The following is a 21,039-nucleotide window of genomic DNA, read 5'->3' as shown; positions in this document are numbered from 1 at the left end:
GCTGCGGCCCCATAAACCGGAGTGAAGGAGTCACAGGCATGCGGCGACCGAACTGGGTACCGGAGGGTACGGACCTGGACAAACCGAACGCCGCGCGGGTCTACGACTACTACCTGGGGGGCTCACACAACTTCGAGGTCGACCGGGAGATGGCCCGCAAGGCGATCTCCCTGTGGCCCGAGCTGCCCCAGATCATGCGCTCCAACCGCGCCTTCCTGCGTCGCGCCGTGACCTTCCTCGCCGAGCAGGGCATCACCCGCTTCCTGGACATCGGCTCGGGCATCCCGACCTTCGGCGCGTTGCACGACATCGCCCGCGCGATCCGCCCCGAGTCGAAGGTCGTCTACGTGGACCGCGACCCGGTCGCCGTCGCGCACAGCCGCCTGCTGCTGGAGGACGACCCGGACAGCGACGTCGTCCAGGCGGACCTGCGCGACGTCGCCGACCTGATGGCCCGCCCCGAGGTCACCGAGCTGCTCGCGGCCGGGGAGCCGGTGGCCGTGCTGCTGGTCGCCGTCGCGCACTTCGTCAGCGACGACGAGGACCCGTGGAAGCTGATCGGGACGATCCGCGACGCCCTCCCGCCCGGCAGCGCGCTGGTCCTCTCGCACGCCTCCCTGGAGGGCCGCCCCGACCAGGCCGAGGACCACCAGAAGCTCTACCGGATGACGCCCACCCCGCTGACCATGCGCACCCACGAGCAGATCACCGCGATGTTCTCCGGCTTCGAGCTGGTCGAACCGGGCGTGGTCTACCTGCCGCAGTGGCGCCCGGACCAGCCCGGTACGGTCGGCGAGCACCCCGAGCGGATGACCGGGGTGGCTGGCGTGGGGATCCGCCCTTGAGCGGACGCGACGGACGAGGCACCGACGGCCGCACGCCCCGCGCGGCGGCCGCCGGAACCGGCGCGTGCACCAGAGGAACCAGGTTCAGCAGATGAGTACCACCCCGGTGCGCGGCGACGCGGAGCGGTTCCACGAGGACTGGGCCCGGCTGCTCTCCGCCGACCACGGCATCGCCGTCCACCCCGGCCTGCTCGGCCGGCTGGTCGCGCGCACCGCCGCGCTGCTGCACCGGGCCCAGGAGGACGACCCGTTCGAGCCCCGGCTGGCCGCACAGGCCGGCGCCGAACTGGTCGACGCGCACTTCACCGACCCGGTGCTGCTGGCCAGGGCGGTCGAGCTGCTCCAGGCGCAGCCCGTCCACGACGACCGCGGCCCCGCCCTGACCGGCGCCTTCGCGGCCGGCTGGGCGGGCGCCCTGCGCGAGCGCACGCTGAACGAGCAGGAGGCGATCCGCACCGCCGCCGACGCCGCCCGCAAGGAGGCCGAACGGGCGCTGCGCGCGTCCGAGGCCCGGTTCAGGGCACTGTTCGAGAGCGCCGCGATCGGCATCGGCATCGGCGACACCGACGGCAACATCATGGCGGTCAACAAGGCCCTCCAGGAGCTGTTCGGCGCGGGCCCGGAGGACATGATCGGCCGCCGGGTCGGCGATCTCGTGCACCCCGAGGACGCCCCGGGCGTGTGGGAGGCGTACGAGGAGCTGATCAGTGGCAAACGGGACTACTTCCAGTTCGACAAGCCGTACTACCGCCAGGACGGCGAGGTGGTCTGGACCCACCTGACCGTCTCGCTGATCCGCGACGACGACGGCATCCCGCAGTACCAGGTCGCGATGCTGGAGGACGTCACCGACCGGTACCGGCTCCAGGAGCGGCTGCGCTACCAGGCCACCCACGACCCGCTGACCGGCCTGCCCAACCGCTCGGCCTTCTTCGAGCGGCTGGAGAAGCTGTTCGAGGAGCCCGAGCCGGGCGCCCGTTTCGGCCTCTGCTACGTCGACCTCGACGGCTTCAAGGTGGTCAACGACAGCCTCGGCCACGACATGGGCGACCAGCTGCTGGCCGCCGTCGCCGCCCGGCTCAAGGCCGCCCTCACCCCGCTCGGCCACCTGGTGGCCAGGCTCGGCGGCGACGAGTTCGTCGTCCTGCTGGAGAAGTGCCGGGGCGAGCAGGAGGCGGTGGCCGCCGCGAAGACCGTGCTCAAGGCCCTGTCAGGGCCGGTGCTGATCGGTGACCACAAGCTCGCCGTCGGCGCCAGCGTCGGCGTGCTGGAGCGGCGGGTGTCCACCACCACCCCGGGCGCCGCCGTACGGGCCGCGGACCTCACGCTGTACCGGGCCAAGGAGGCCGGGCGCGGCCGCTGGACGCTGTTCGACCCCAAGGAGAACGCCCGCGCCGTCAGCCGCTACGCGGTGTCGGTGCGGATGCCGGCGGCCCTGGACCGCGGCGAGTTCTTCATCGACTACCAGCCGCTCTACCGCCTCGCGGACGGCCGGCTGGCCGCCGTGGAGGCGCTGGTGCGCTGGCGCCACCCGCAGCTCGGCGTGCTCGGCCCGGACGAGTTCGTCACCACCGCCGAGGAGACCGGGCTGATCATGCCGCTCGGCCGCTGGGTGCTGGAACAGGCCTGCGGCCAGGCCGCGGACTGGATCAAGCGGTTCGGGGACGCCGCCCCGCAGCTCAACGTCAACCTGGCGGTCCGGCAGGCCCGCAGCGCCGCGCTGGTCACCGACCTCGCCCGAATCCTCGACGACACCGGGCTGGACCCGGCCCGGTTGCAGCTGGAGATCACCGAGTCGACCGTGGTCGGGCCCGAGGACGAGGCGCTGCGCACCCTGCACGGGCTGGTCGACCTCGGCGTGTCGCTGGCCGTGGACGACTTCGGCACCGGCTGGTCCAACCTCGCCTACCTGCGTGACCTGCCGGTCTCCGGGCTGAAGATCGCCGGCTCCTTCGTCGGCGACCTGCACGAACCGGGCAAGGACGAGTCCACCGGGTGGCGGATCGTCAGCGGACTGGTGTCGATGGCGCACGCACTCGGTCTGACCGTCACCGCCGAGGGCGTGGAGACCCACCGGGACGCCCAGCGGCTGCGGACCATGGGCTGCGACTGGGCGCAGGGCTGGCACTTCGGCCGCCCGGTGCGGCCGGACGAGATCGCCCGGCGCGTCGTGGAGGAGCCGAAGGGGCGCCCGGTCGAGGAGCGCTGAAGGCCTGCCCGTGCTCCCGCTCGGGTCCTGCTCAGGCCTCGTCCCCCGTCGCGGACGGGGCCTTCGGTATCGGTCCTGCGGCAGGTCGGTCCTGATCCGGGAAAGCGGCCGACACCCGTGCCCGCCATGGGGGATGATGGCGCGTCGAACACCACCCCGGCACCGGCGCGCCCGTGGTCGCGGCCCCCGCGCCGGTCCGGGCAGCGGGGGAGGAGAGCGTCGCATGGGCACGACGGAGGGCGCGGATCCGGCGGAGGGCGGCCGGGGCGGGCCGAGACCCCGGTCGGTCGCCGGGGCCGAGCCGGGCGACCTGCCGCGGAGCAGGGTGGAGCGGTGGTCGCGGGGGCGGTGGCGGGCGTCCGACGCCGTACCGGGCCGGTCGTCCCGGCTCGGTTCCGTCCCGCCGGCCCGGGTGGACCCGGAGGCCGCGACCCGGCGGGTGCCCGCGGCCGCGCCGCGTTTCGACCCGGCGGCGGCCACGCGGCGCAGGCCCGATTCCGGGCCGCGCTTCGACCCGCAGGCTCCGACGGCGGTCCGGCCGGCACGCCCCGGCCCTCCGGGAGGCGTCGGCCCGGAGGCGGCGACCGAGGTCGTCCGGCCCGGGGCGGGGGCGGGCTCGTCCTCCTGGCAGGACAGCATCGGGCCCGGCGGCCCCGCTCCGGTCGGCAGCCCGGGCCCGGCCGGTGGCCCAGACGCAGGGTCCGGCGGGGGAGTCCACGCAGGGCCGGGCGGCCCTGAGGCCGGGTTCGGCGACTTCCCCGGCGCCGAGGGCCCCTTCGAGGGAGTCTTCCCGGACGCCCTGCGGGACCGCTTCATCCCGCTCGGCCGGGCCGGGGCCGGCTCCGAGGGCACCGTCTGGTACGTCCGGCGCACCGACGGGCACGGCGACGCGGCCGTCAAGGTCGCCGTCGCAGGTCAGCCGATGGACCACGAGCTGCTCGTCCACCTGCGCAACGACGGCTTCCGCCGGCACGTCCCGCACCTGATCGACTTCGGGCGGGTCCGGCACCACGGCGCCCAGGTCGACTGGGTGGCCATGGAGTACCTGCCGACCACCCTCGCCGCGTACGTCGCCGCGCTGTGGCGGGAGGGCGGGCACGGTGACCGGCGGACCACCGAGCAGATCGTCTACGAGCTCGTCGCCCTGCTCGACTTCTGGCAGCAGCGGATCAAGCGCAACCCGCTGGACTTCAAGCCCGCCAACATCCTGGTGCGCCCCGGCCGTGGGTCCGGCGAGTTCGTGATCGCCGACTTCGGCGGCGTCGACCGGCTCACCGACAGCCGCCGGTTCACCTCGGCGATGATGGTGACCGTCGCCTACATGGCCCCCGAGCAGCTGGCCGGCAAGAACCACCAGGCCGGGCCCTGGTGGGGGCTCGGCAACGTGCTGTACGAACTGTTCGTCGGCCGCCCCCGCTTCGTCGGCGCGGACGGCGAGCGCCCGGCCGACCAGGAGCTGGAGCTGGAACTGGTCATGGGCGAGGAGGTGGACCTCGGCGCCGTCCGCGACCCGCGCCAACTGCTGCTCCTCCAGGGGCTGTTCACCAAGATGCCGGAGGACCGCTGGACCGCGCCGCAGGTCCGCAGCTGGCTGGCCGGCGGCACCCCCGAGGTGGTCCGCCGCCGGCCGCAGACCCAGGCCAGGGTGCACCGGCCGGTCACCTTCCTGGGCAACCCCTTCACCGATCCGGTCCGGCTGACCGAGGGGCTGCTCAGGAACTCCGCCGCGGCGGCGCGCTGGCTCGCCACCGGGGGAGCGGAGCGGCTGCGCGACTGGCTGCGGGACGAGGTCGAGGACACCAGCTTCGATCTGCACTACCTCTCCGACGTGGCCAGGTCGCCGGGCTCCCGGCGCGAGTCCGTGGCGGCGGTCGCGGTGCTCGCCCTCGGCGCCGCCTTCGCGCCGTCCGCCGTCCCGCACTACCGCGACCGTCCGATCGACACCACCGGGCTGGAACGCGTGGTCACCGAGCCGGACGGTGCCGAGTTCATCGACGAACTCGTCCGGGGCGGGGGACCTGCCGTGGCCGCCCGCTACGACTGCTTCCACCCCGAGTGCGCGGGCGAGCACTGCTCGCGGCTGCTCGCGCTGGCCGGACTGCCCGAGGTGCTGGTCGAGGTGGACCGGCTGGCCCGCACCGTCGGCGGCGGCCGGCGCGGCGGTGACGGGCTCAGCCCGGAGGAGCGCGAGGAGGCGCACCGGCAGGCGGTCTGGCTGAGCATCCGGCCCGAGGAGCGCCGGCGGCTGCTCGGCCGGCTCTCACCGCTGCCCGCCGCGCTGCACCGGCTGCCGCTGCCCGCGCGGGTGTCGGAACTCGCCGCCGTGGTCGCGGCCACCGTGGTGGACGGGGCGCTCACGGCGGGCACGGGCGCCCGCGGTGCCGTACGGACGGTGGCCCGCCGACCGGCCCCCGACCCGGCGGCCGCCACGCCCCGGGACGTGGTGCGGCGCCGCTGGTCCGCGCTCCGGCGCCGGGCGGTGGGCGCCGACCCGGCGCAGCCGGGCGGGCGGGCGGCCCTGGTCGCGGCGGAGGCGCTGCGGCGGCGTGGCCGGGGACGGCCCGAACGCTCCGAGCCCGGGGCCGAGCCCGGTGTCGGGTCCGGGGCCGAGCCCGGGGTACGGCGGGAGGGGAGGCTGGCCCGGCTGTGGCTCAACCGGCGCCGCCGGCCGCCGGTGGACTGGCGGGGCCGGCTGGCGGCCTGGTGGCCGCACGCCCGCACCGCGCTGCCACGCCGGGCCGGGGCCGTCGTGCTGCTGCTCCTCGCCTTCGGGCTGCTGTCGTGGGCGGGGGCGGTGCTCCGCCATCCGGTCCAGGCGGGGGAGAAGCTCGACATCTCGCCCACCGGTGCCTTCGGGGGCCACCTGCGCACGGCCGGCGACCAGGCGGCCCGGCAGGTGGTCGGCCAGCTCGGTGCGGGCTTCGTCGCGGCCGCCGTGCTCGCCTTCTTCCCCGCCCGGGTGGGCGTCGGCACGGTGCTGCTGACCGGGGCCGGGGCCTTCGCGATCGGCTACCTGCGGCTCGGACCGCCGATGACGGCGCTGGAGACGCCGCAGCCGGTGGCCGAGCGGGTGGTCATGTTCGAGGGCGGGATGGGGAGTTGGGCCGGCATCGCGGCGGTGGTGGCGATCGTGGCGGGGCTCGCGCTGATCGAGCGGGGAGCCGGGCGGCTGCTGAAGCCCGCCCAGGAGGCCCGCAGGGAGGTCCGGGAGGCCTGGCGGCGGCTGGACGCGCGCAACGTGGCGCGGTCGTCCGCGTCCGCCGGCGCGGGGGCTGGTGCCGGGGTCGGGGCTGAGCGGGTGCGGAGCAGCTCGTCCGGCCGGTGGGGGACGGGCGGTGCGGGGGCGCGCGACCGGGTGCGGTTCGCGCTCGGGACGACGGCGGTGCTGGTGCTGCTGCTGTGGGCGGCGGTCGAGGTCCGGCTGGCGGCCACCGGGGTGCACCGGACGCCCGACTCCTGGGGGACGGGGCAGACCGGTGCGGCCTACCAGGCCGGGTTCGTCCTCCTGCTGGCGGTGGTGTCGCTGGTGAGCACCCTCGGGACGCCGGCCACGGCCCGGGTCCTGTTCGTGCTCTGGATCCCGGCCACCCTGTTCCTCGGGGCGTGGCCGGGCCCGCTCGGGCCGGTCGAGGCGCTGCGGATCCCGGTGTTCGAGGGACTGTTCCGGGCGATCGCCGAGGTGTGGGGGCACGGGGCGTTCTGGGCCGCGCTGCTGGTGGCCCTGCCGCTGGCGGTGTACGGGGGGCTGCGGACGGTGTGGGGGCGGGCCGGGCGCGGGTGACGGCGGGCGGCTGACAGGTATCAGATAACAGCTGACAGCTGACAGATTTCGAAATCTGTCAGCTGTTATCTGTTGGTTGACATCTGTCAGCCGTCGCTTGCCGTCGGACGTCCGGCAGCGGTCGGCCGACCGTGCGGTCCGCCGGCCGCGGGACCGTACGACCGCTCAGCCGACCAGCCGGGAGAGCTCGATCGTGTGCCCCGTCCGCTCCGCCTTCGCCCGCAGGTAGCGGATGTTGCTCGCCGACAGGTGCACGCCCGTCGGCACCCGGTGCCGCACCGCCACCCCCAGCTCGGCCAGCTGCGCCGCCTTGTCGGGGTTGTTGCTCAGCAGGTCGATGTCCGTGGCGCCGAGCGCGGCGAGCATCTGGGCGGCGGCGGTGTAGTCCCGGCCGTCCTCGGGCAGGCCGAGCGCGGTGTTGGCGTCGTACGTGTCAAGGCCGGAGTCCTGGAGGGCGTACGCGTCCAGCTTGTTGTAGAGCCCGATGCCGCGGCCCTCCTGCCGCAGGTAGAGCAAGTACCCGCCGGCCTCGCTGATCCGCTCCACCGACTCGCGCAGCTGCGGCCCGCAGTCGCAGCGGTCCGAGCCGAAGACGTCGCCGGTCAGGCACTCGGAGTGCAGCCGGACCAGTGGCGTCCCGCCCTCGGGGGCCGTACCGAGCGCGAGCGCCAGGTGCTCGGCGCCGTCGGCGAGGCCGCGGAAGGTGAAGACCTCCGCCTCGGCGCGGAAGCCGTCGGGGAAGGTCAGCGGGATGCGCACACGCGAGCGCACCGTGGCGGAGCCGGGCTGCGGCATGGGTGGGCCTCCGTGGATCGGTGGTGGACGAACCGGGGCGAACGGTCGGATGTGAGCCGGACCGGGGCGTACCGGATCGAGGTGGGGTCGATCGGACCCGGACGGATCGTGGTGGGTCGGAGATCGACCGTACTAGGTAGTTCCAATTTGAACAACTAGGGGCCGGTGGGACCGGGCCCGACTGCGGAGGTCCACAGGGCCCCACCAGCCCCGTCCGTTCCCACCAGGGCTTCCAGCATGTGGATGGTGCGGAAACCGGGGTGTGGACACTGCGAGACTTCCACCGTTCCCTGGGCACGTCCCCCCGGCCCACGGGAGCACTGCGCAAGTCCATCGACGACCACGGAAGGGTCCTGATCAGATGCCGACGACCCCCGCCACCCCCGCCTCCTCGTCCGCAGACTTCGCCGCCGAGCAGCGCGCGATAGCGGCGCTCTACGCGGACGTGATCCGCCGCAACCAGGGCGAGAACGAGTTCCACCAGGCCGTCCACGAGGTGCTGGAGACCCTGGCCCCGGTGCTCGCCCACCGCCCCGAACTCCTCGACGCCCGGATCATCGAGCGGATCTGCGAGCCCGAGCGGCAGCTGATGTTCCGGGTGCCGTGGACCGACGACTCCGGCGACATCCACGTCAACCGCGGCTTCCGGGTGGAGTTCAGCAGTGCCCTCGGCCCGTACAAGGGTGGGCTGCGCTTCCACCCGTCGGTGAACCTCGGGATCGTCAAGTTCCTCGGGTTCGAGCAGATCTTCAAGAACGCGCTCACCGGTCTGCCCATCGGTGGCGGCAAGGGCGGCTCCGACTTCGACCCCAAGGGTCGTTCGAACGCCGAGATCATGCGGTTCTGCCAGTCCTTCATGACCGAGCTGTACCGCCACCTCGGCGAGTACACCGACGTTCCGGCCGGTGACATCGGCGTCGGCGGCCGGGAGATCGGCTACCTCTTCGGCCAGTACAAGCGGATCACCAACCGGTACGAGAGCGGCGTGCTCACCGGAAAGGGCCTCGGCTGGGGCGGCGCGCAGGTCCGCACCGAGGCCACCGGCTACGGCTGCGTCATGTTCACCGCCGAGATGCTGCACAGCCGCGGCGAGAGCCTGGACGGGCGCCGGGTGGTCGTCTCCGGCTCCGGCAACGTCGCGATCTACGCGATCGAGAAGGCGCAGCAGTTCGGTGCGACGGTGCTGACCGCCTCCGACTCCTCCGGCTACGTGGTGGACGAGAAGGGCATCGACCTCGCGCTGCTCAAGGAGGTCAAGGAGGTCCGGCGCGGCCGGGTCTCCGAGTACGCCGAACTGCGCGGCAGCCACGTCCGGTTCGTCGAGGGCCCGGGGGTGTGGAGCGTGCCCTGTGACGTCGCGCTGCCCTGTGCCACCCAGAACGAGCTGACCGAGGCCGACGCGCTCGCCCTGGTGCGCAACGGGGTGCTGGCGGTCGCCGAAGGCGCCAACATGCCCACCACCCCGGAGGCGGTGCGGGTGTTGCAGGAGGCCGGTGTGGCCTTCGGCCCGGGCAAGGCGGCGAACGCGGGCGGCGTCGCGACCAGCGCGCTGGAGATGCAGCAGAACGCCTCGCGCGACTCCTGGACCTTCGAGCACACCGAGGAGCGGCTGGCCGGGATCATGAAGCACGTCCACGACTCCTGCTTCACCACCGCCGAGCGCTACGGCCACCCGGGCAACTACGTGGTCGGCGCGAACATCGCCGGCTTCGAGCTGGTCGCGGACGCGATGCTGGCCCAGGGCGTGATCTGAGCCGTTGACCGCCGCCACCCGGCGATCGGTGCCCGACCGGAGCGGGCACCGATTGTCGGGTGCGGCAGGGTGAGTCCTTCCTACGGTGGATGTCGGTAAGGGAAGGACGGGGTCGACGTGCTGGAGCACCTGAACCGGGCGATGGACCGGATCGAGCAGGACCTGGACCGTGAGGTCGACGTGGCCGGGCTGGCGCGGATCGCGATGACGTCGGAGTACCACTTCCGGCGGCTGTTCTCGATGCTCGCCGGGATGCCGTTGTCGGAGTACGTCCGGCGCCGGAGGCTGACCGTCGCCGGGGCGGAAGTCCTGGACGACCGGCGGACGTTGCTCGACATCGCGGTCCGGTACGGCTACTCCTCGGGTGAGGCCTTCGCCCGGGCGTTCCGGGCCATGCACGGCGTCGGACCCGGGGAGGCCCGGCGCGACGGTGCGGTGCTCGTCTCGCAGCCCCGGATGTCCTTCCGACTCATCGTGGAGGGAAGCAGCAGCATGGAATACCGGATCGTCGAGAAGCCGGACTTCCGGATCGTCGGCAGGAAGGCCCGGGTCACCCTGATCTACCTGGGGATCAACCCGGGGATCGCCGAGTTCATCAAGGGGCTCGAAGCGGAGACGGTCCAGCGGATCGCCGCCCTGTCCGGGGACGAGCCGGACGGCATCGTGTCGGTGAGCGACGACTTCTCGCCGAACCGCGAAGAGGGGTCCGAACTCGACTACTGGCACGCGGTGGTGGCGCGCGAGGACGTCGTCGTCCCGGCGGGCCTGGACGTTCTCGACGTGCCGGCCGGAACCTGGGCGGTGTTCACCAACACCGGACCGTTCCCGCAGGCCCTGCAGGAGATGTGGGGGGACGTGGCCGCCCAGTGGTTCCCGTCCAACCCGTACGAGGCGCGGCCCGGCCCGGAGATCCTCCGGACCCGGCCCGTCCCGGGGACGAGCGATGCCGAGGCGGAGCTGTGGATCCCGGTGGCGAGGGCCGCGCGGGGCTGACGGCGGTCGCCGGTGACCGGCCGTCGGGGACCGGCGGGCGACGGCTGACAGATGACAGCTGACAGATGACGGATAACAGATGACAGCTGACAGATTTCGAAATCTGTCAGCTGTCATCTGTTCGTCCGTTCGCCCCTGCCTGTCCCCGTCCGTCCCCACCCGCCCCCGTTCGGCCCACCACCGCCCGCCACCCTCCGTCTCCGCCCCGCATGCTGGGGCCAGCGGTGCGGGGGCCGGGGCGGGGAGAACCGCGGGGAAAACCCGGGAGTTCCCGAGCAAGCTGCGAGGACAGACGTCATGAAGCAGACCTCCGTGACCACCAACGCCCCCTGCTGGACCGAGCTGGGCACCTCCGATCCGGCCGCCGCCCGGGCCTTCTACACCGAGCTGTTCGGCTGGCGGGTGGACGACACGGCACGCCCCGGGGACGGCGACTACACCCAGATGCTGGTCGGGGACGCCCCGGCCGCCGCCATCACCCCGCGCTACGCGCCGCAGCAGCCGATCGCCTGGACGGTCTGCATCGCGGTGGCCGACACCGACGCCACCGCGGCGAGGGTCGTGGAGGCCGGCGGCCGGATCCTGAAGGACCCCACCGACGCGTCCGACTTCGGCCGCTTCTCGGTGGCCGCCGACCGGTCCGGCGCGGTGCTCATCCTCTGGCAGGCCCGCACCTTCGGCGGCGCCGGGGTGTTCAACGAGCCGGTCTCGCTCGGCTGGGTGGAACTGCTCACCCGCGACCCGGCCGGCGCCCTCGCCTTCTACCCGGCGGTCTTCGGCTGGTCCGTCGCCCCGTCCGAGCACTACCCCCAGTGGGGCCTGGACGGCCGGGACTTCGGCGGCATGCTGACGATGGACGACCGCTTCCCGCCCCAGGTGCCGCCGCACTGGCTGCCGTACTTCGCGGTCGCCGACGTCGACAACACCGTCAGCCGGGCCCTGGTGCTCGGCGGGGACGTGCTGATGCCCGCCACCGGTGTGCCCGGAGGCCGGCGGATCGCGGTGCTGCGCGATCCCCAGGGCGCCGCGTTCGGCGTCTACACCGCAGGCACCGAGGGCTGACCGGAACCGGGCCGACCCTACCGGCGGTGCTGGACTGGCGGGGCCGGCCCTACTGGCGGGTTCGACCCCACCGACCCGCCCGGCCGGCGCCCCGCCCACCCCGCCCGCGCCGCCACCGCCGCCGTGACCAGCAGCGCCCCCAGCGGCACCACGTCGCCGATCCGGTCGTACCAGGTCACCGTGCCGGGTGCGGTGAGCGGCAGCCGGACGGTCAGCACGCCGGTGCCGTCCGTACCGAGCCGGGCGAGTTCCCTGCCCTGGGCGTCGAAGGCGGCCGAGACGCCGGTCAGCGAGGCCTGCACGGCCGGCCGGCCGGTCTCGGCGGCCCGGATCGCCGCCAGCGAGACGTGCTGCTCGGGTGCCCAGGTGCGCTGGAAGGTCGAGGTCGACGACTGGTAGACCAGCACCCTGGCGCCGTCCCGGGCCGCGGTGCGGGCCATGTCGGGGAAGGCCGACTCGAAGCAGATCAGCGCCCCGACCGGCAGCGGCGCGCCCGTCCGGTCGGTGGCCGGCAGCACGTGGAACGCGGTGCCCGGCGCCCGGTTCTCGCCCGCCGCCCGGCTGACCCCGGCGATCCAGCCGAGCACCGGCCGCAGCGGGATGTACTCGCCGAACGGCACCAGCCGGATCTTGCGGTAGCGGTCCACCACACCGCCGGGGGAGACCAGCACCGCGTCCTTGGAGATCCGTCCGTCCGCCTTGCGCGCGTCCTCCCCGGCGATCACCTGGGCGCCGGTGGTCGCGGCGAGCCCGCGCAGCGCGTCCAGCGCGGCCGGGTCGCGGTCCAGGTCGGCGGCGCTGCTGCTCTCGCCCCACACGACCAGGTCCACCGGCTGTCCGACCAGCCCGGCCGTGATCCGCGCGCTCGCCTCGAACCTGGCCCGGGGGTCCTCGACGATGCCGGGCTGGACCAGCGCCACGCTCACCGCCCCGTCCCCGGCGGGCGCCTCGCGCAGCGCGAACAGCAGCGGGCCGGAAGCGAGCACCAGCACGGCCGCCCCGGCGGCGACGGCCCGCGGCCGCCAGTGCACCGCGGTCAGCGCGATCAGCACCCCGGTGTTCACGGCCGCCACCGCCGCGCTGACCAGCCAGATCCCGCCGGCCGAGGCCAGCGCGAGGACCGCCGGATGCTGCCACTGGGTCGCTCCGAGCAGCGCCCACGGCCCGCCGAGCGCTGGCCAGGAACGCGCGTACTCGGTGGTCACCCAGACCGCCGGCACGACCGCCAGTGCGAGCAGCGCCCGACGGGCGGTCAGCCGCGGGTGCAGCAGCCGGTGCACGGCGTACCCGACGGCGCCCTGGAGCGCCCCGAACAGCACCGCGAGCACTGGCAGCCCAGGCCCGATGGACGGGACCAGCCAGTACATCGCGGTCAGGATGAACCCCGCGCCGAACCACCAGCCGCGCACCGCCGCCTCCCGCCCCGAGGGCGCCCGCTGCATCAGCAGCAGTCCGGGGACGAGCGCGACCCAGGCCAGCCAGGCCTGCCCGGGGGCGGGGAAGGCGAGCACCGGCACCGCCCCGGCGGCCAGCGCGCCGATCCGCGCGCGGTACGGATGCGGCGGGTGCGGCTCCCGTTCCCCGGCGGCAGGCGTGCTCAGGGCCGGGCTGGTGGGAGCGGAGCGACGCGACATGACCCGTATTGTCCGCTTGGACGGCGTGTACCACCAGTACGCCGATCGGCCGAACGGGTGAAGAGAACGCCATCTCCGGAACTGATGGAACCCCTGGCACCGATGGAACTGATGGCACCCATGGCACCGGTCGAACGAGCGGTCTGTCAGAAACGACGAGTCGTGCAGCGATCGACCCGGGGCGGCCTGCCGTGGGCACGCCCCGGGTCGCCTCACCCGGCCTCAGTCCTCGCTGCCGCCCTCCAGGTCACCCTCGGTCTCCAGGAACGCGGCCTGCAACTGCGCGATCAGCTCCGGGTCCGGCTGCTCCCACAGCCCGCGGCTCGCCGCCTCCAGCAGTCGCTCGCTGATCCCGTGCAGCGCCCACGGGTTGGCGCCCGCGAGGAACTCCCGGTTGACCGGGTCGAGCACGTACTCCTGGGTCAGCTTCTCGTACATCCAGTCCGCGACCACGCCCGTGGTGGCGTCGTAGCCGAACAGGTAGTCCACCGTCGCGGCCATCTCGAAGGCGCCCTTGTACCCGTGGCGCCGCATCGCCTCGATCCAGCGCGGGTTGACCACCCGGGCTCGGAAGACGCGGGCGGCCTCCTCGGTCAGAGTGCGGGTGCGGACGGTCTCCGGGCGGGTCGAGTCGCCGATGTAGGCGGTCGGCGCCTTGCCGGTGAGGGCGCGCACGGTGGCCACCATGCCGCCGTGGTACTGGAAGTAGTCGTCCGAGTCGGCGATGTCGTGCTCGCGGGTGTCGGTGTTCTTCGCGGCGACGGTGATCCGCTTGTACGCGGTCTCCATCTCCTCGCGGGCCGGGCGCCCGTCCAGCCCGCGGCCGTACGCGTAGCCGCCCCAGACCGTGTACACCTCGGCCAGGTCGGCGTCGGTGCGCCAGTCCCGGCTGTCGATCAGCTGGAGCAGCCCGGCCCCGTACGTGCCGGGGCGGGAGCCGAACACGCGGACGGTGGCCTTGCGCTCGTCGCCGTGGACCGCGAGGTCGGCCTGGACGTGGGCCCGGACGAAGTTGTCCGCGTCGTCCTCCTCCTGGGCGGCGGCCAGGCGCACCGCGTCGTCCAGCAGGGCGACCACGTGCGGGAAGGCGTCCCGGAAGAAGCCGGAGATGCGCAGCGTGACGTCGATGCGCGGGCGCCCCAGCTCGGCCTGCGGGATCGGCTCCAGACCGGTGACCCGGCGGGAGGCGTCGTCCCAGACCGGGCGGACGCCGAGCAGCGCGAAGGCCTCGGCGATGTCGTCGCCGGCGGTGCGCATCGCGCTGGTGCCCCAGAGCGAGAGCCCGACCGAGGGCGGGTAGGCGCCGTCGTTGTCCGCGCGGTAGCGCTCGACCAGCGAGGCGGCGAGCGCCTGGCCGGTCTCCCAGGCGAGCTTGCTGGGGACGGCCTTCGGGTCGACCGAGTAGAAGTTGCGGCCGGTCGGCAGCACGTTGACCAGGCCGCGCAGCGGCGAGCCGGACGGGCCGGCCGGGACGAAGCCGCCCTGGAGCGCGTGCAGCACGGCGTCCAGCTCGTCGGTGGTGGCGGCCAGTCGAGGCACCACCTGGGTGGCGGCGAAGGCCAGCACCTCGCGGACGGCGTCCCGGACGGCCTCCGGCAGTGCGACGATGACCTTCTCCACCGCCTCGGGCGCCCAGTCCTCCGCCTCCATCGCCTCGACCAGGGCGCGGGCCTCGGCCTCGGCCGCGTCGGTGGCGCCCAGGGTCGGGGCCGACTCGTCCAGGCCGAGCGCCTCGCGCAGGCCGGGCAGCGCGCTGACGCCGCCCCAGATCTGCCGGGCGCGCAGGATGGCGAGCACGATGTTGACCCGGTCGGTGCCGGCCGGGGCCTGGCCCAGGACATGCAGGCCGTCGCGGATCTGGGCGTCCTTGACCTCGCAGAGCCAGCCGTCGACGTGCAGCAGGAAGTCGTCGAAGCCGTCGTCCTCGGGCCGCTCGGCCAGGCCGAGGTCGTGGTCGAGCTTGGCGGCCTGGATCAGCGTCCAGATCTGGGCGCGGATCGCGGGCAGCTTGGCCGGGTCCATCGCGGCGATGTTGGAGTGCTCGTCCAGCAGCTGCTCCAGGCGGGCGATGTCGCCGTAGGAGTCGGCGCGGGCCATCGGCGGGACGAGGTGGTCGACGAGCGTGGCGTGGGCGCGGCGCTTGGCCTGGGTGCCCTCGCCCGGGTCGTTGACCAGGAACGGGTAGACCAGCGGCAGGTCGCCGAGGACGGCGTCGGGGCCGCACTCGGCGGACAGCGCGGCGGTCTTGCCGGGCAGCCACTCCAGGTTGCCGTGCTTGCCGAGGTGGATCACGGCGTCGGCGCCGAAGCCGCCGTCCTCCCGGGCCGCCTCGATCCAGCGGTAGGCGGCCAGGTAGTGGTGGCTGGGCGGCAGGTCGGGGTCGTGGTAGATGGCGACCGGGTTCTCACCGAAGCCGCGCGGCGGCTGGATGAGCACCAGCAGGTTCCCGGAGCGGATCGCGGCCAGCACGATGTCGCCGTCCGGGTTCTGCGAACGGTCGACGTACAGCTCGCCGGGGGCCGGGCCCCAGTGCTCCTCGACGTGCTCGCGCAGGCCCTGCGGGAGGGTGGCGTACCAGCGGCGGTAGTCGGCGGCCGGGATGCGCACCGGGTTGCGGGCCAGCTGGTCCTCGGTGAGCCAGTCCTGGTCGTAGCCGCCGGCCGCGATCAGGGCGTGGATCAGCGCGTCGCCCTCGTGCCCCTCGTCGTCGGCGCGGGTGTGGAAGCCGGGCAGGTCGTCGCCGAGGTCCATGCCCTCCGCGCGCAGCCGCTCCAGCAGCCGCACCGCGCTGGCCGGGGTGTCCAGGCCGACGGCGTTGCCGACCCGGGAGTGCTTGGTCGGGTACGCGGACAACACCAGGGCGAGCCGGCGCTCGGCGGCCGGGACGTACCGCAGCCGGGCGTGCTTGACGGCGGTGCCGGCCACCCGGGCGGCGCGCTCCGGGTCGGCGGCGTAGACGGTGAGGCCGTCCTCGTCCAGCTCCTTGAAGGAGAACGGGACGGTGATCAGCCGGCCGTCGAACTCCGGCACCGCGATCTGGGTGGTGGTGTCCAAAGGGGACAGGCCGTCGTCGCTGGCCTCCCACTGGGCGCGCGACCAGGTGAGGCAGAGCGCCTGGAGGATCGGGCGGTCGAGGGCGGCCAGCGCGCCCGCGTCCCAGGCCTCCTCGTCGCCGCCGGCCTGGGCGTCGGCCGGGCGGGTGCCGCCGGCCGCGAGCACGGTGGTGACGATCGCGTCCGCCTCGCCGAGCGCGGCGAGCAGCTCGGGCTCGGCGCCGCGCAGCGAGGCGCAGTAGTAGGCCCTGGCCCGGGCACCCCGGTCCTCGACGGCCCGGCAGAGGGTCTCCACGAAGGCGGTGTTGCCGCTCATGTGGTGGGCGCGGTAGTAGAGCACCGCGACGGTCGGGCCCTCGCTCGTACGGGTTTCGCGCTCCAGCGGGCCCCAGGCCGGGGCGGAGGCGGGCGGGGCGAAGCCGTGGCCGGTCAGCAGCACGGTGTCGGAGAGGAACGCGCCCAGCTCGGCCAGGTTGGCCGCGCCGCCGTGGGCGAGGTAGGCGTGCGCCTCGGCGGCGATGCCGGCCGGGACGGTGGACAGCTCCATCAGCTGGGCGTCGGGGGCCTGCTCACCCGTCAGCACCACCACCGGGCGGGGGCCGGCCAGCAGCGCGTCCAGGCCCTCCTGCCAGGCGCGGCGCCCGCCGAGCAGGCGGACCACGACGAGTTCGGTGCCCTCCAGCAGTGCGGGCAGGTCGTCCGGGGTGAGCCGGGCCGGGTTGCCGAGCCGGTAGCGCACCGGGCCCTCGGACGCGCGGGCGCTGAGCAGGTCGGTGTCGGACGTCGACAGCAGCAGGATCATGCGAAGGCCCTCCCGGCCTCTTCGGTGGCCAGGGTGGCCGGGATCTGGGCCGGGTCGGCCGCGGTGGCGGCCTGGACGGCCGGGGCGTCGACCGGAGCGGTCGTGACGGTGGCCGGAACGGCCGTGGTGGCGGCCGGGGACGCGAGCGCGGGCATGCGACAGCGCTGGGACATTTCTGCCTTCCTCGGGGTCCGCGCCCCGGGCCGGTGAGAGGACGGCAGGAGTTCCTGGCTTCCGCGGGCCGACCGGTCTACCGGTGAACCGCGGTCACAGTGGCGGGACCGCACCGGGTTCGCACCGGTTTCCTCCCCTGCGCCGTCGCTGGCGTACGGACGGCCCGCGGGGGCCGCCCGCCAGCATCGTACGGGGTGCGGCTGACCTGGGGGAGGGTGAGCTTTCGGACGCCGACGCGCGGGGCGGGTCGCGAGGCCGGGGTGTGATGCAGCGGACGGAGGCAAGCGATCGGATCATCTGTATGCTCGCCGCCATGCCACCGACACCCGACGCCACCGCGCCGGGCGCCGCAGGACCCGACCGGGAGGTGCCCGACCGGGGGCGTGCGGACGCCTGCCCCGGGGCGCTTCGTCTGCATGCGGCCGACGACGGCGCCCTGGCCCGGATCCGCCTGCCCGGCGGCCTGTTGACGGACCGTCAGGCGCTCGCGCTGGCCGAGGCGTCCGAGGTCCTCGGCGACGGCGAACTGGAGACCACCTCGCGCGGCAACGTCCAGCTGCGCGGCCTGGCTTCGCACTGTGCGGCCGAACTCGCCGAGCGGCTGCGCGCCGTCGCCCTGCTGCCCTCGGACACCCACGAGCGGGTCCGCAACATCGTCGCCTCGCCGCTGGCCGGACTGGGCGCGGTCGAGGACGCCGCCGGGATCGCCTCGGGAACCGCCTCGGGCACCGCTTCCGCAGGCGCCTCGGGAGGCGCCGATGTGCAGGCCTGGGTGCGGGAACTGGACGCGCGACTGTGCGCGAGCGGCTGGGCGGCCGGGCTCTCCGGCAAGTTCCTGTTCGCGCTGGACGACGGGCGGGGCGACGTCGCCGCGCTCGACGCCGATGTGACATTGATCGCAGGCCCGGACGGCGCCCGGCTGCTGCGCCTCGGACGCGACGGTCACGGGCACCCGGTCGAGGCCGGGCGGGAGGTCACGGCCGTGCTGGACGCGGCCCGCTCCTTCCTGGAGGCGCTGCGGACGAACGGACGCAAGGCCTGGCACCTGCGCGAGGTGCCCGAACTGCGGCCGGCCGGCTCGGTGCCGCTGCCGGCCTTCGCCGGCTCGGTGCCCGCCGTCGGCGCGCTGCCCGGCGGGCTCTCGGTGGGGCTGCGCTTCGGCCGGGCGAGCGCCGGGCAGTGGCGGGCGCTGGTCGCCGCCTCGGCGGGCGAACTGCGGCTGACGCCCTGGCGCGGGGCGGTGCTGCCCGGCGCGACGGCCGACCGGCTGCCCGCGCTCGCCGCGGCCGGGTTCCGTACCGAGCCGGGCTCGGCCTGGGAACGGGCCACCGCGTGCACCGGGCTGCCTGGCTGCGCCAAGTCGCTGGCCGACGTCCGCACGGACGCGGCCCGGGCGCTGGACGCCGGTACTGCCGTGCGGGCCGGTGCGGGGCTGCCCGTCCACTGGTCGGGCTGTGAACGGCGCTGCGGCCACCCGGCCGGGCGGTGGGTGGACGTGCTCGCGACCGGGCGCGGCTACCGGGTGACGGTGAACGGGGCGCGCGTGGGCGCGACGGCGACCGCGACCGTCGCCGATCCGACGAGCGCTGATCCGGTGAGCGCCGATCCGACGAGCGCTGATCCGGTGAGCGCCGATCCGACGAGCACTGATCCGATGAGCATTGATGTGACGAGCACCGATGCGACGAACGTCCACGTGACGGGCGTCGATGTGACGAACGAGGAGATGGCCGAGGCTGTTGCCGGGGCCAGGAGGACCACGAAGTGATCGAGTACGAGAAGGACGGCGCGTCCATCTACCGCCAGTCCTTTGCCACCATCCGCGCGGAGGCCGATCTGGCCGCCCTCCCGGCGGACGTCTCCCAGGTCGCGGTGCGGATGATCCACGCCTGCGGGATGGTCGACCTGGTCGGGGACCTGGTGTACTCGCCCGGCGTGGTCGCCTCCGCGCGCGCCGCGCTGCGCGCCGGTGCGCCGATCCTCTGCGACGTCAACATGGTCGCGAGCGGTGTCACCCGCAAGCGGCTGCCCGCCGACAACGAGGTGATCTGCACCCTCGCCGACCCGTCGGTGCCCGATCTCGCCCGGGCGATGGGCAACACCCGCAGCGCCGCGGCCATGGAGCTGTGGCTGCCCCGGCTGGAGGGCGCGGTGGTGGCCGTCGGCAACGCGCCGACCTCGCTGTTCCGGTTGCTGGAGATGATCGAGGCGGGCGCGCCGCGACCGGCCGCGGTGATCGGCGTCCCGGTCGGCTTCATCGGTGCCGCCGAGTCCAAGCAGGCCCTGGCCGAGCACCCCTCCGGCCTGGAGCACCTGGTGGTGCGCGGTCGGCGCGGCGGCAGCGCGATGGCCGCCGCCGCCGTCAACGCGATTGCGAGCGAAGAAGAATGACGGAGCGTCAGAATCCCACGGGTCGGCTGTACGGCGTCGGGCTCGGCCCGGGCGATCCGTCGCTGGTGACCGTCCGCGCCGCCGAACTCATCGGCAAGGCCGACGTGGTGGCCTACCACAGCGCCCGGCACGGCCGGTCCATCGCGCGCTCGATCGCCGAACGGTACCTGGCGGGCGGCCAGATCGAGGAGAAGCTGGTCTACCCACTCACCGTCGAGAGCACCGACCACCCGGGCGGCTACCGGGGCGCGCTGGACGACTTCTACGAGGAGGCCGCCGCCCGGCTGGCCGCCCACCTGGACGCCGGGCGCGACGTGGTGGTCCTCGCCGAGGGCGATCCGCTCTTCTACGGCTCCTACCAGCACATGCACAAGCGGCTCGCGCACCGCTACCCGACCGAGGTGGTGCCCGGCGTGACCTCGCTCAGCGCGGCAGCCGCCCGGCTCGGGCAGCCGCTGACCGAGGCCGAGGAGACGCTCACCGTCATCCCGGGCACGCTGCCCGAGGAGGAGCTGACGGCGCGGATCGCGGCCGCCGACTCGGCCGTGATCATGAAGCTGGGACGCACCTTCCCGACCGTCCGCCGGGCCCTGGAGCGGGCCGGGCGACTGGCCGATGCGCAGTACGTGGAACGGGCCTTCATGGCGGGGGAGCGGGTCCTGCCGCTCACGGAGGTCGACGACGAGACGGTGCCGTACTTCTCGGTCGCGGTGCTGCCGAGCAGGGTCGCGCCGCTGGAGCCGGAGGTCCGGCTGTCGGACGGCGTCGGCAGTGTGACCGTGGTCGGCACCGGGCCGGCCGGTCCGCTCTGGCTGACCGCCGAGGCGCGCGGGGCGCTGGCCCAGGCGACCGACCTGGTCGGCTACACCACCTATCTGGACCGGGTGCCGGAGCGGCCGGGGCAGCAGCGGCACGGCTCGGACAACAAGGTGGAGTCGGAGCGCGCCGAGTTCGCCCTCGACCTGGCCCGGCGCGGGCACCGCGTCGCGGTGGTCTCCTCGGGGGACCCCGGGGTGTTCGCGATGGCCACCGCGGTACTGGAGGTCGCCTGTGAGGAGGCGTACCGGGACATCCCGGTACGGGTGCTCCCCGGCATGACCGCCGCCCACGCGGCCGCCTCCCGGGCGGGCGCCCCGCTCGGGCACGACTACGCGACGGTGTCGCTCTCGGACCGGCTCAAGCCGTGGGACGTGGTGGCGAAGCGGCTGCGCGCCGCCGCCGAGGCGGACCTGGTGCTCGCGCTGTACAACCCGGGGTCGAAGTCCAGGACCACCCAGGTCGGGCTCGCCAGGGACCTCCTGCTGGAGTACCGGGCGCCGGAGACGCCGGTGGTGATGGCCCGCGACGTCGGCGGCCCGACCGAGCGGGTGCGGATCGTCCGGCTGGGCGAGCTGGACCCGGCGCTGGTCGACATGCGGACCATCCTGCTGATCGGCTCCTCGCAGACCCGGGCGGTCGAACGGGGCGGCGGCGTGGAGGTCGTCTGGACCCCTCGGCGCTACCCGGAGGAGTGACGGGCGACAGATGACAGCGAACAGATGATGAAA

At 74.4% G+C, this 21,039-nt stretch carries 13 protein-coding genes and 1 riboswitch; of the genes, 9 read left to right on the top strand and 4 right to left on the bottom strand.

The window, feature by feature from the left end; all coding sequences use genetic code 11:
- The first annotated feature begins 38 nt into the window (after positions 1 to 38).
- The 3 genes from ACZ7C5_RS03950 (at position 39) to ACZ7C5_RS03940 (ending at position 6,835) form a co-directional block, all read left to right on the top strand.
- Positions 39 to 845: an SAM-dependent methyltransferase gene (locus ACZ7C5_RS03950; protein WP_470321908.1), complete on the top strand. Its 807-nt coding sequence runs from the start codon at positions 39 to 41 to the stop codon at positions 843 to 845.
- 91 nt (positions 846 to 936) lie between these two features.
- Positions 937 to 3,054 carry a putative bifunctional diguanylate cyclase/phosphodiesterase gene (locus ACZ7C5_RS03945; RefSeq protein WP_401087919.1) on the top strand — a complete coding sequence of 706 codons (2,118 nt, stop codon included), beginning with the start codon at positions 937 to 939 and terminating at the stop codon, positions 3,052 to 3,054.
- 223 nt (positions 3,055 to 3,277) lie between these two features.
- The gene (locus ACZ7C5_RS03940) at positions 3,278 to 6,835 is read left to right on the top strand and encodes a protein kinase domain-containing protein (protein ID WP_470321907.1); all 3,558 of its coding nucleotides are present in this window, start codon (positions 3,278 to 3,280) and stop codon (positions 6,833 to 6,835) included.
- A 165-nt stretch (positions 6,836 to 7,000) separates the two neighbouring features.
- Here ACZ7C5_RS03940 and ACZ7C5_RS03935 read toward each other — a convergent pair whose 3' ends face one another.
- Positions 7,001 to 7,630, bottom strand: coding sequence for a GTP cyclohydrolase II (locus ACZ7C5_RS03935; protein WP_401087913.1), 630 nt, complete (start codon positions 7,628 to 7,630; stop codon positions 7,001 to 7,003).
- Positions 7,631 to 7,991: 361 nt separating this feature from the next.
- On the opposite strand from ACZ7C5_RS03935, the gene gdhA reads away from it, so the two are divergent.
- The 3 genes from gdhA to ACZ7C5_RS03920 all read left to right on the top strand — a co-directional run bounded on the left by gdhA (position 7,992) and on the right by ACZ7C5_RS03920 (position 11,438).
- Positions 7,992 to 9,383, top strand: coding sequence for an NADP-specific glutamate dehydrogenase (gene gdhA / locus ACZ7C5_RS03930; protein WP_401087911.1), 1,392 nt, complete (start codon positions 7,992 to 7,994; stop codon positions 9,381 to 9,383).
- 117 nt (positions 9,384 to 9,500) lie between these two features.
- Positions 9,501 to 10,376 carry an AraC family transcriptional regulator gene (locus ACZ7C5_RS03925; protein WP_401087909.1) on the top strand — a complete coding sequence of 292 codons (876 nt, stop codon included), beginning with the start codon at positions 9,501 to 9,503 and terminating at the stop codon, positions 10,374 to 10,376.
- Between the two features lie 297 nt (positions 10,377 to 10,673).
- The gene (locus tag ACZ7C5_RS03920) at positions 10,674 to 11,438 is read left to right on the top strand and encodes a VOC family protein (protein ID WP_470321906.1); all 765 of its coding nucleotides are present in this window, start codon (positions 10,674 to 10,676) and stop codon (positions 11,436 to 11,438) included.
- Positions 11,439 to 11,455: 17 nt separating this feature from the next.
- Here the strand turns inward: ACZ7C5_RS03920 and lnt are convergent, their stop codons facing one another.
- The 3 genes from lnt to ACZ7C5_RS03905 form a co-directional block, all read right to left on the bottom strand.
- The gene (gene lnt / locus ACZ7C5_RS03915) at positions 11,456 to 13,072 is read right to left on the bottom strand and encodes an apolipoprotein N-acyltransferase (protein WP_470321905.1); all 1,617 of its coding nucleotides are present in this window, start codon (positions 13,070 to 13,072) and stop codon (positions 11,456 to 11,458) included.
- Positions 13,073 to 13,294: 222 nt separating this feature from the next.
- Positions 13,295 to 16,927, bottom strand: a complete 3,633-nt coding sequence (gene cobN, locus ACZ7C5_RS03910; RefSeq protein WP_470321904.1) for a cobaltochelatase subunit CobN — start codon at positions 16,925 to 16,927, stop codon at positions 13,295 to 13,297.
- Positions 16,924 to 17,100, bottom strand: a complete 177-nt coding sequence (locus tag ACZ7C5_RS03905; protein WP_401087902.1) for a hypothetical protein — start codon at positions 17,098 to 17,100, stop codon at positions 16,924 to 16,926. Before ACZ7C5_RS03905 ends, cobN begins: the two co-directional genes overlap by 4 nt.
- A 48-nt stretch (positions 17,101 to 17,148) precedes the next feature.
- A riboswitch (cobalamin riboswitch) is annotated at positions 17,149 to 17,235 on the bottom strand.
- A gap of 179 nt (positions 17,236 to 17,414) precedes the next feature.
- Here ACZ7C5_RS03905 and ACZ7C5_RS03900 point away from each other — a divergent pair.
- The 3 genes from ACZ7C5_RS03900 to ACZ7C5_RS03890 are packed head-to-tail and all read left to right on the top strand — an operon-like array spanning position 17,415 to position 21,006.
- Complete coding sequence (locus tag ACZ7C5_RS03900; protein WP_470321903.1) at positions 17,415 to 18,869, top strand: hypothetical protein; 1,455 nt, start codon at positions 17,415 to 17,417, stop codon at positions 18,867 to 18,869.
- Positions 18,866 to 19,492, top strand: a complete 627-nt coding sequence (locus ACZ7C5_RS03895; RefSeq protein ID WP_470321902.1) for a precorrin-8X methylmutase — start codon at positions 18,866 to 18,868, stop codon at positions 19,490 to 19,492. The genes ACZ7C5_RS03900 and ACZ7C5_RS03895 overlap by 4 nt, the downstream gene beginning before the upstream one ends.
- Positions 19,489 to 21,006, top strand: a complete 1,518-nt coding sequence (locus ACZ7C5_RS03890) for a precorrin-2 C(20)-methyltransferase (RefSeq protein ID WP_470321901.1) — start codon at positions 19,489 to 19,491, stop codon at positions 21,004 to 21,006. The genes ACZ7C5_RS03895 and ACZ7C5_RS03890 overlap by 4 nt, the downstream gene beginning before the upstream one ends.
- Positions 21,007 to 21,039 lie beyond the last annotated feature (33 nt).

It is taken from the genome of Kitasatospora sp. NPDC036993 (assembly GCF_055607525.1).
This window is presented reverse-complemented; position numbering and strand designations above follow the sequence as displayed.

Bases quoted from the DNA above. Each gene is read 5' to 3' on its own strand.
- ACZ7C5_RS03940 (WP_470321907.1), top strand. From the start codon at position 3,278: ATGGGCACGACGGAGGGCGCGGATCCGGCGGAGGGCGGCCGGGGCGGG.
- ACZ7C5_RS03920 (WP_470321906.1), top strand. From the start codon at position 10,674: ATGAAGCAGACCTCCGTGACCACCAACGCCCCCTGCTGGACCGAGCTG.
- ACZ7C5_RS03905 (WP_401087902.1), bottom strand. From the start codon at position 17,100: ATGTCCCAGCGCTGTCGCATGCCCGCGCTCGCGTCCCCGGCCGCCACC.
- ACZ7C5_RS03935 (WP_401087913.1), bottom strand. From the start codon at position 7,630: ATGCCGCAGCCCGGCTCCGCCACGGTGCGCTCGCGTGTGCGCATCCCG.
- gdhA (WP_401087911.1), top strand. From the start codon at position 7,992: ATGCCGACGACCCCCGCCACCCCCGCCTCCTCGTCCGCAGACTTCGCC.
- ACZ7C5_RS03900 (WP_470321903.1), top strand. From the start codon at position 17,415: ATGCCACCGACACCCGACGCCACCGCGCCGGGCGCCGCAGGACCCGAC.
- ACZ7C5_RS03890 (WP_470321901.1), top strand. From the start codon at position 19,489: ATGACGGAGCGTCAGAATCCCACGGGTCGGCTGTACGGCGTCGGGCTC.
- ACZ7C5_RS03950 (WP_470321908.1), top strand. From the start codon at position 39: ATGCGGCGACCGAACTGGGTACCGGAGGGTACGGACCTGGACAAACCG.
- cobN (WP_470321904.1), bottom strand. From the start codon at position 16,927: ATGATCCTGCTGCTGTCGACGTCCGACACCGACCTGCTCAGCGCCCGC.
- lnt (WP_470321905.1), bottom strand. From the start codon at position 13,072: ATGTCGCGTCGCTCCGCTCCCACCAGCCCGGCCCTGAGCACGCCTGCC.
- ACZ7C5_RS03945 (WP_401087919.1), top strand. From the start codon at position 937: ATGAGTACCACCCCGGTGCGCGGCGACGCGGAGCGGTTCCACGAGGAC.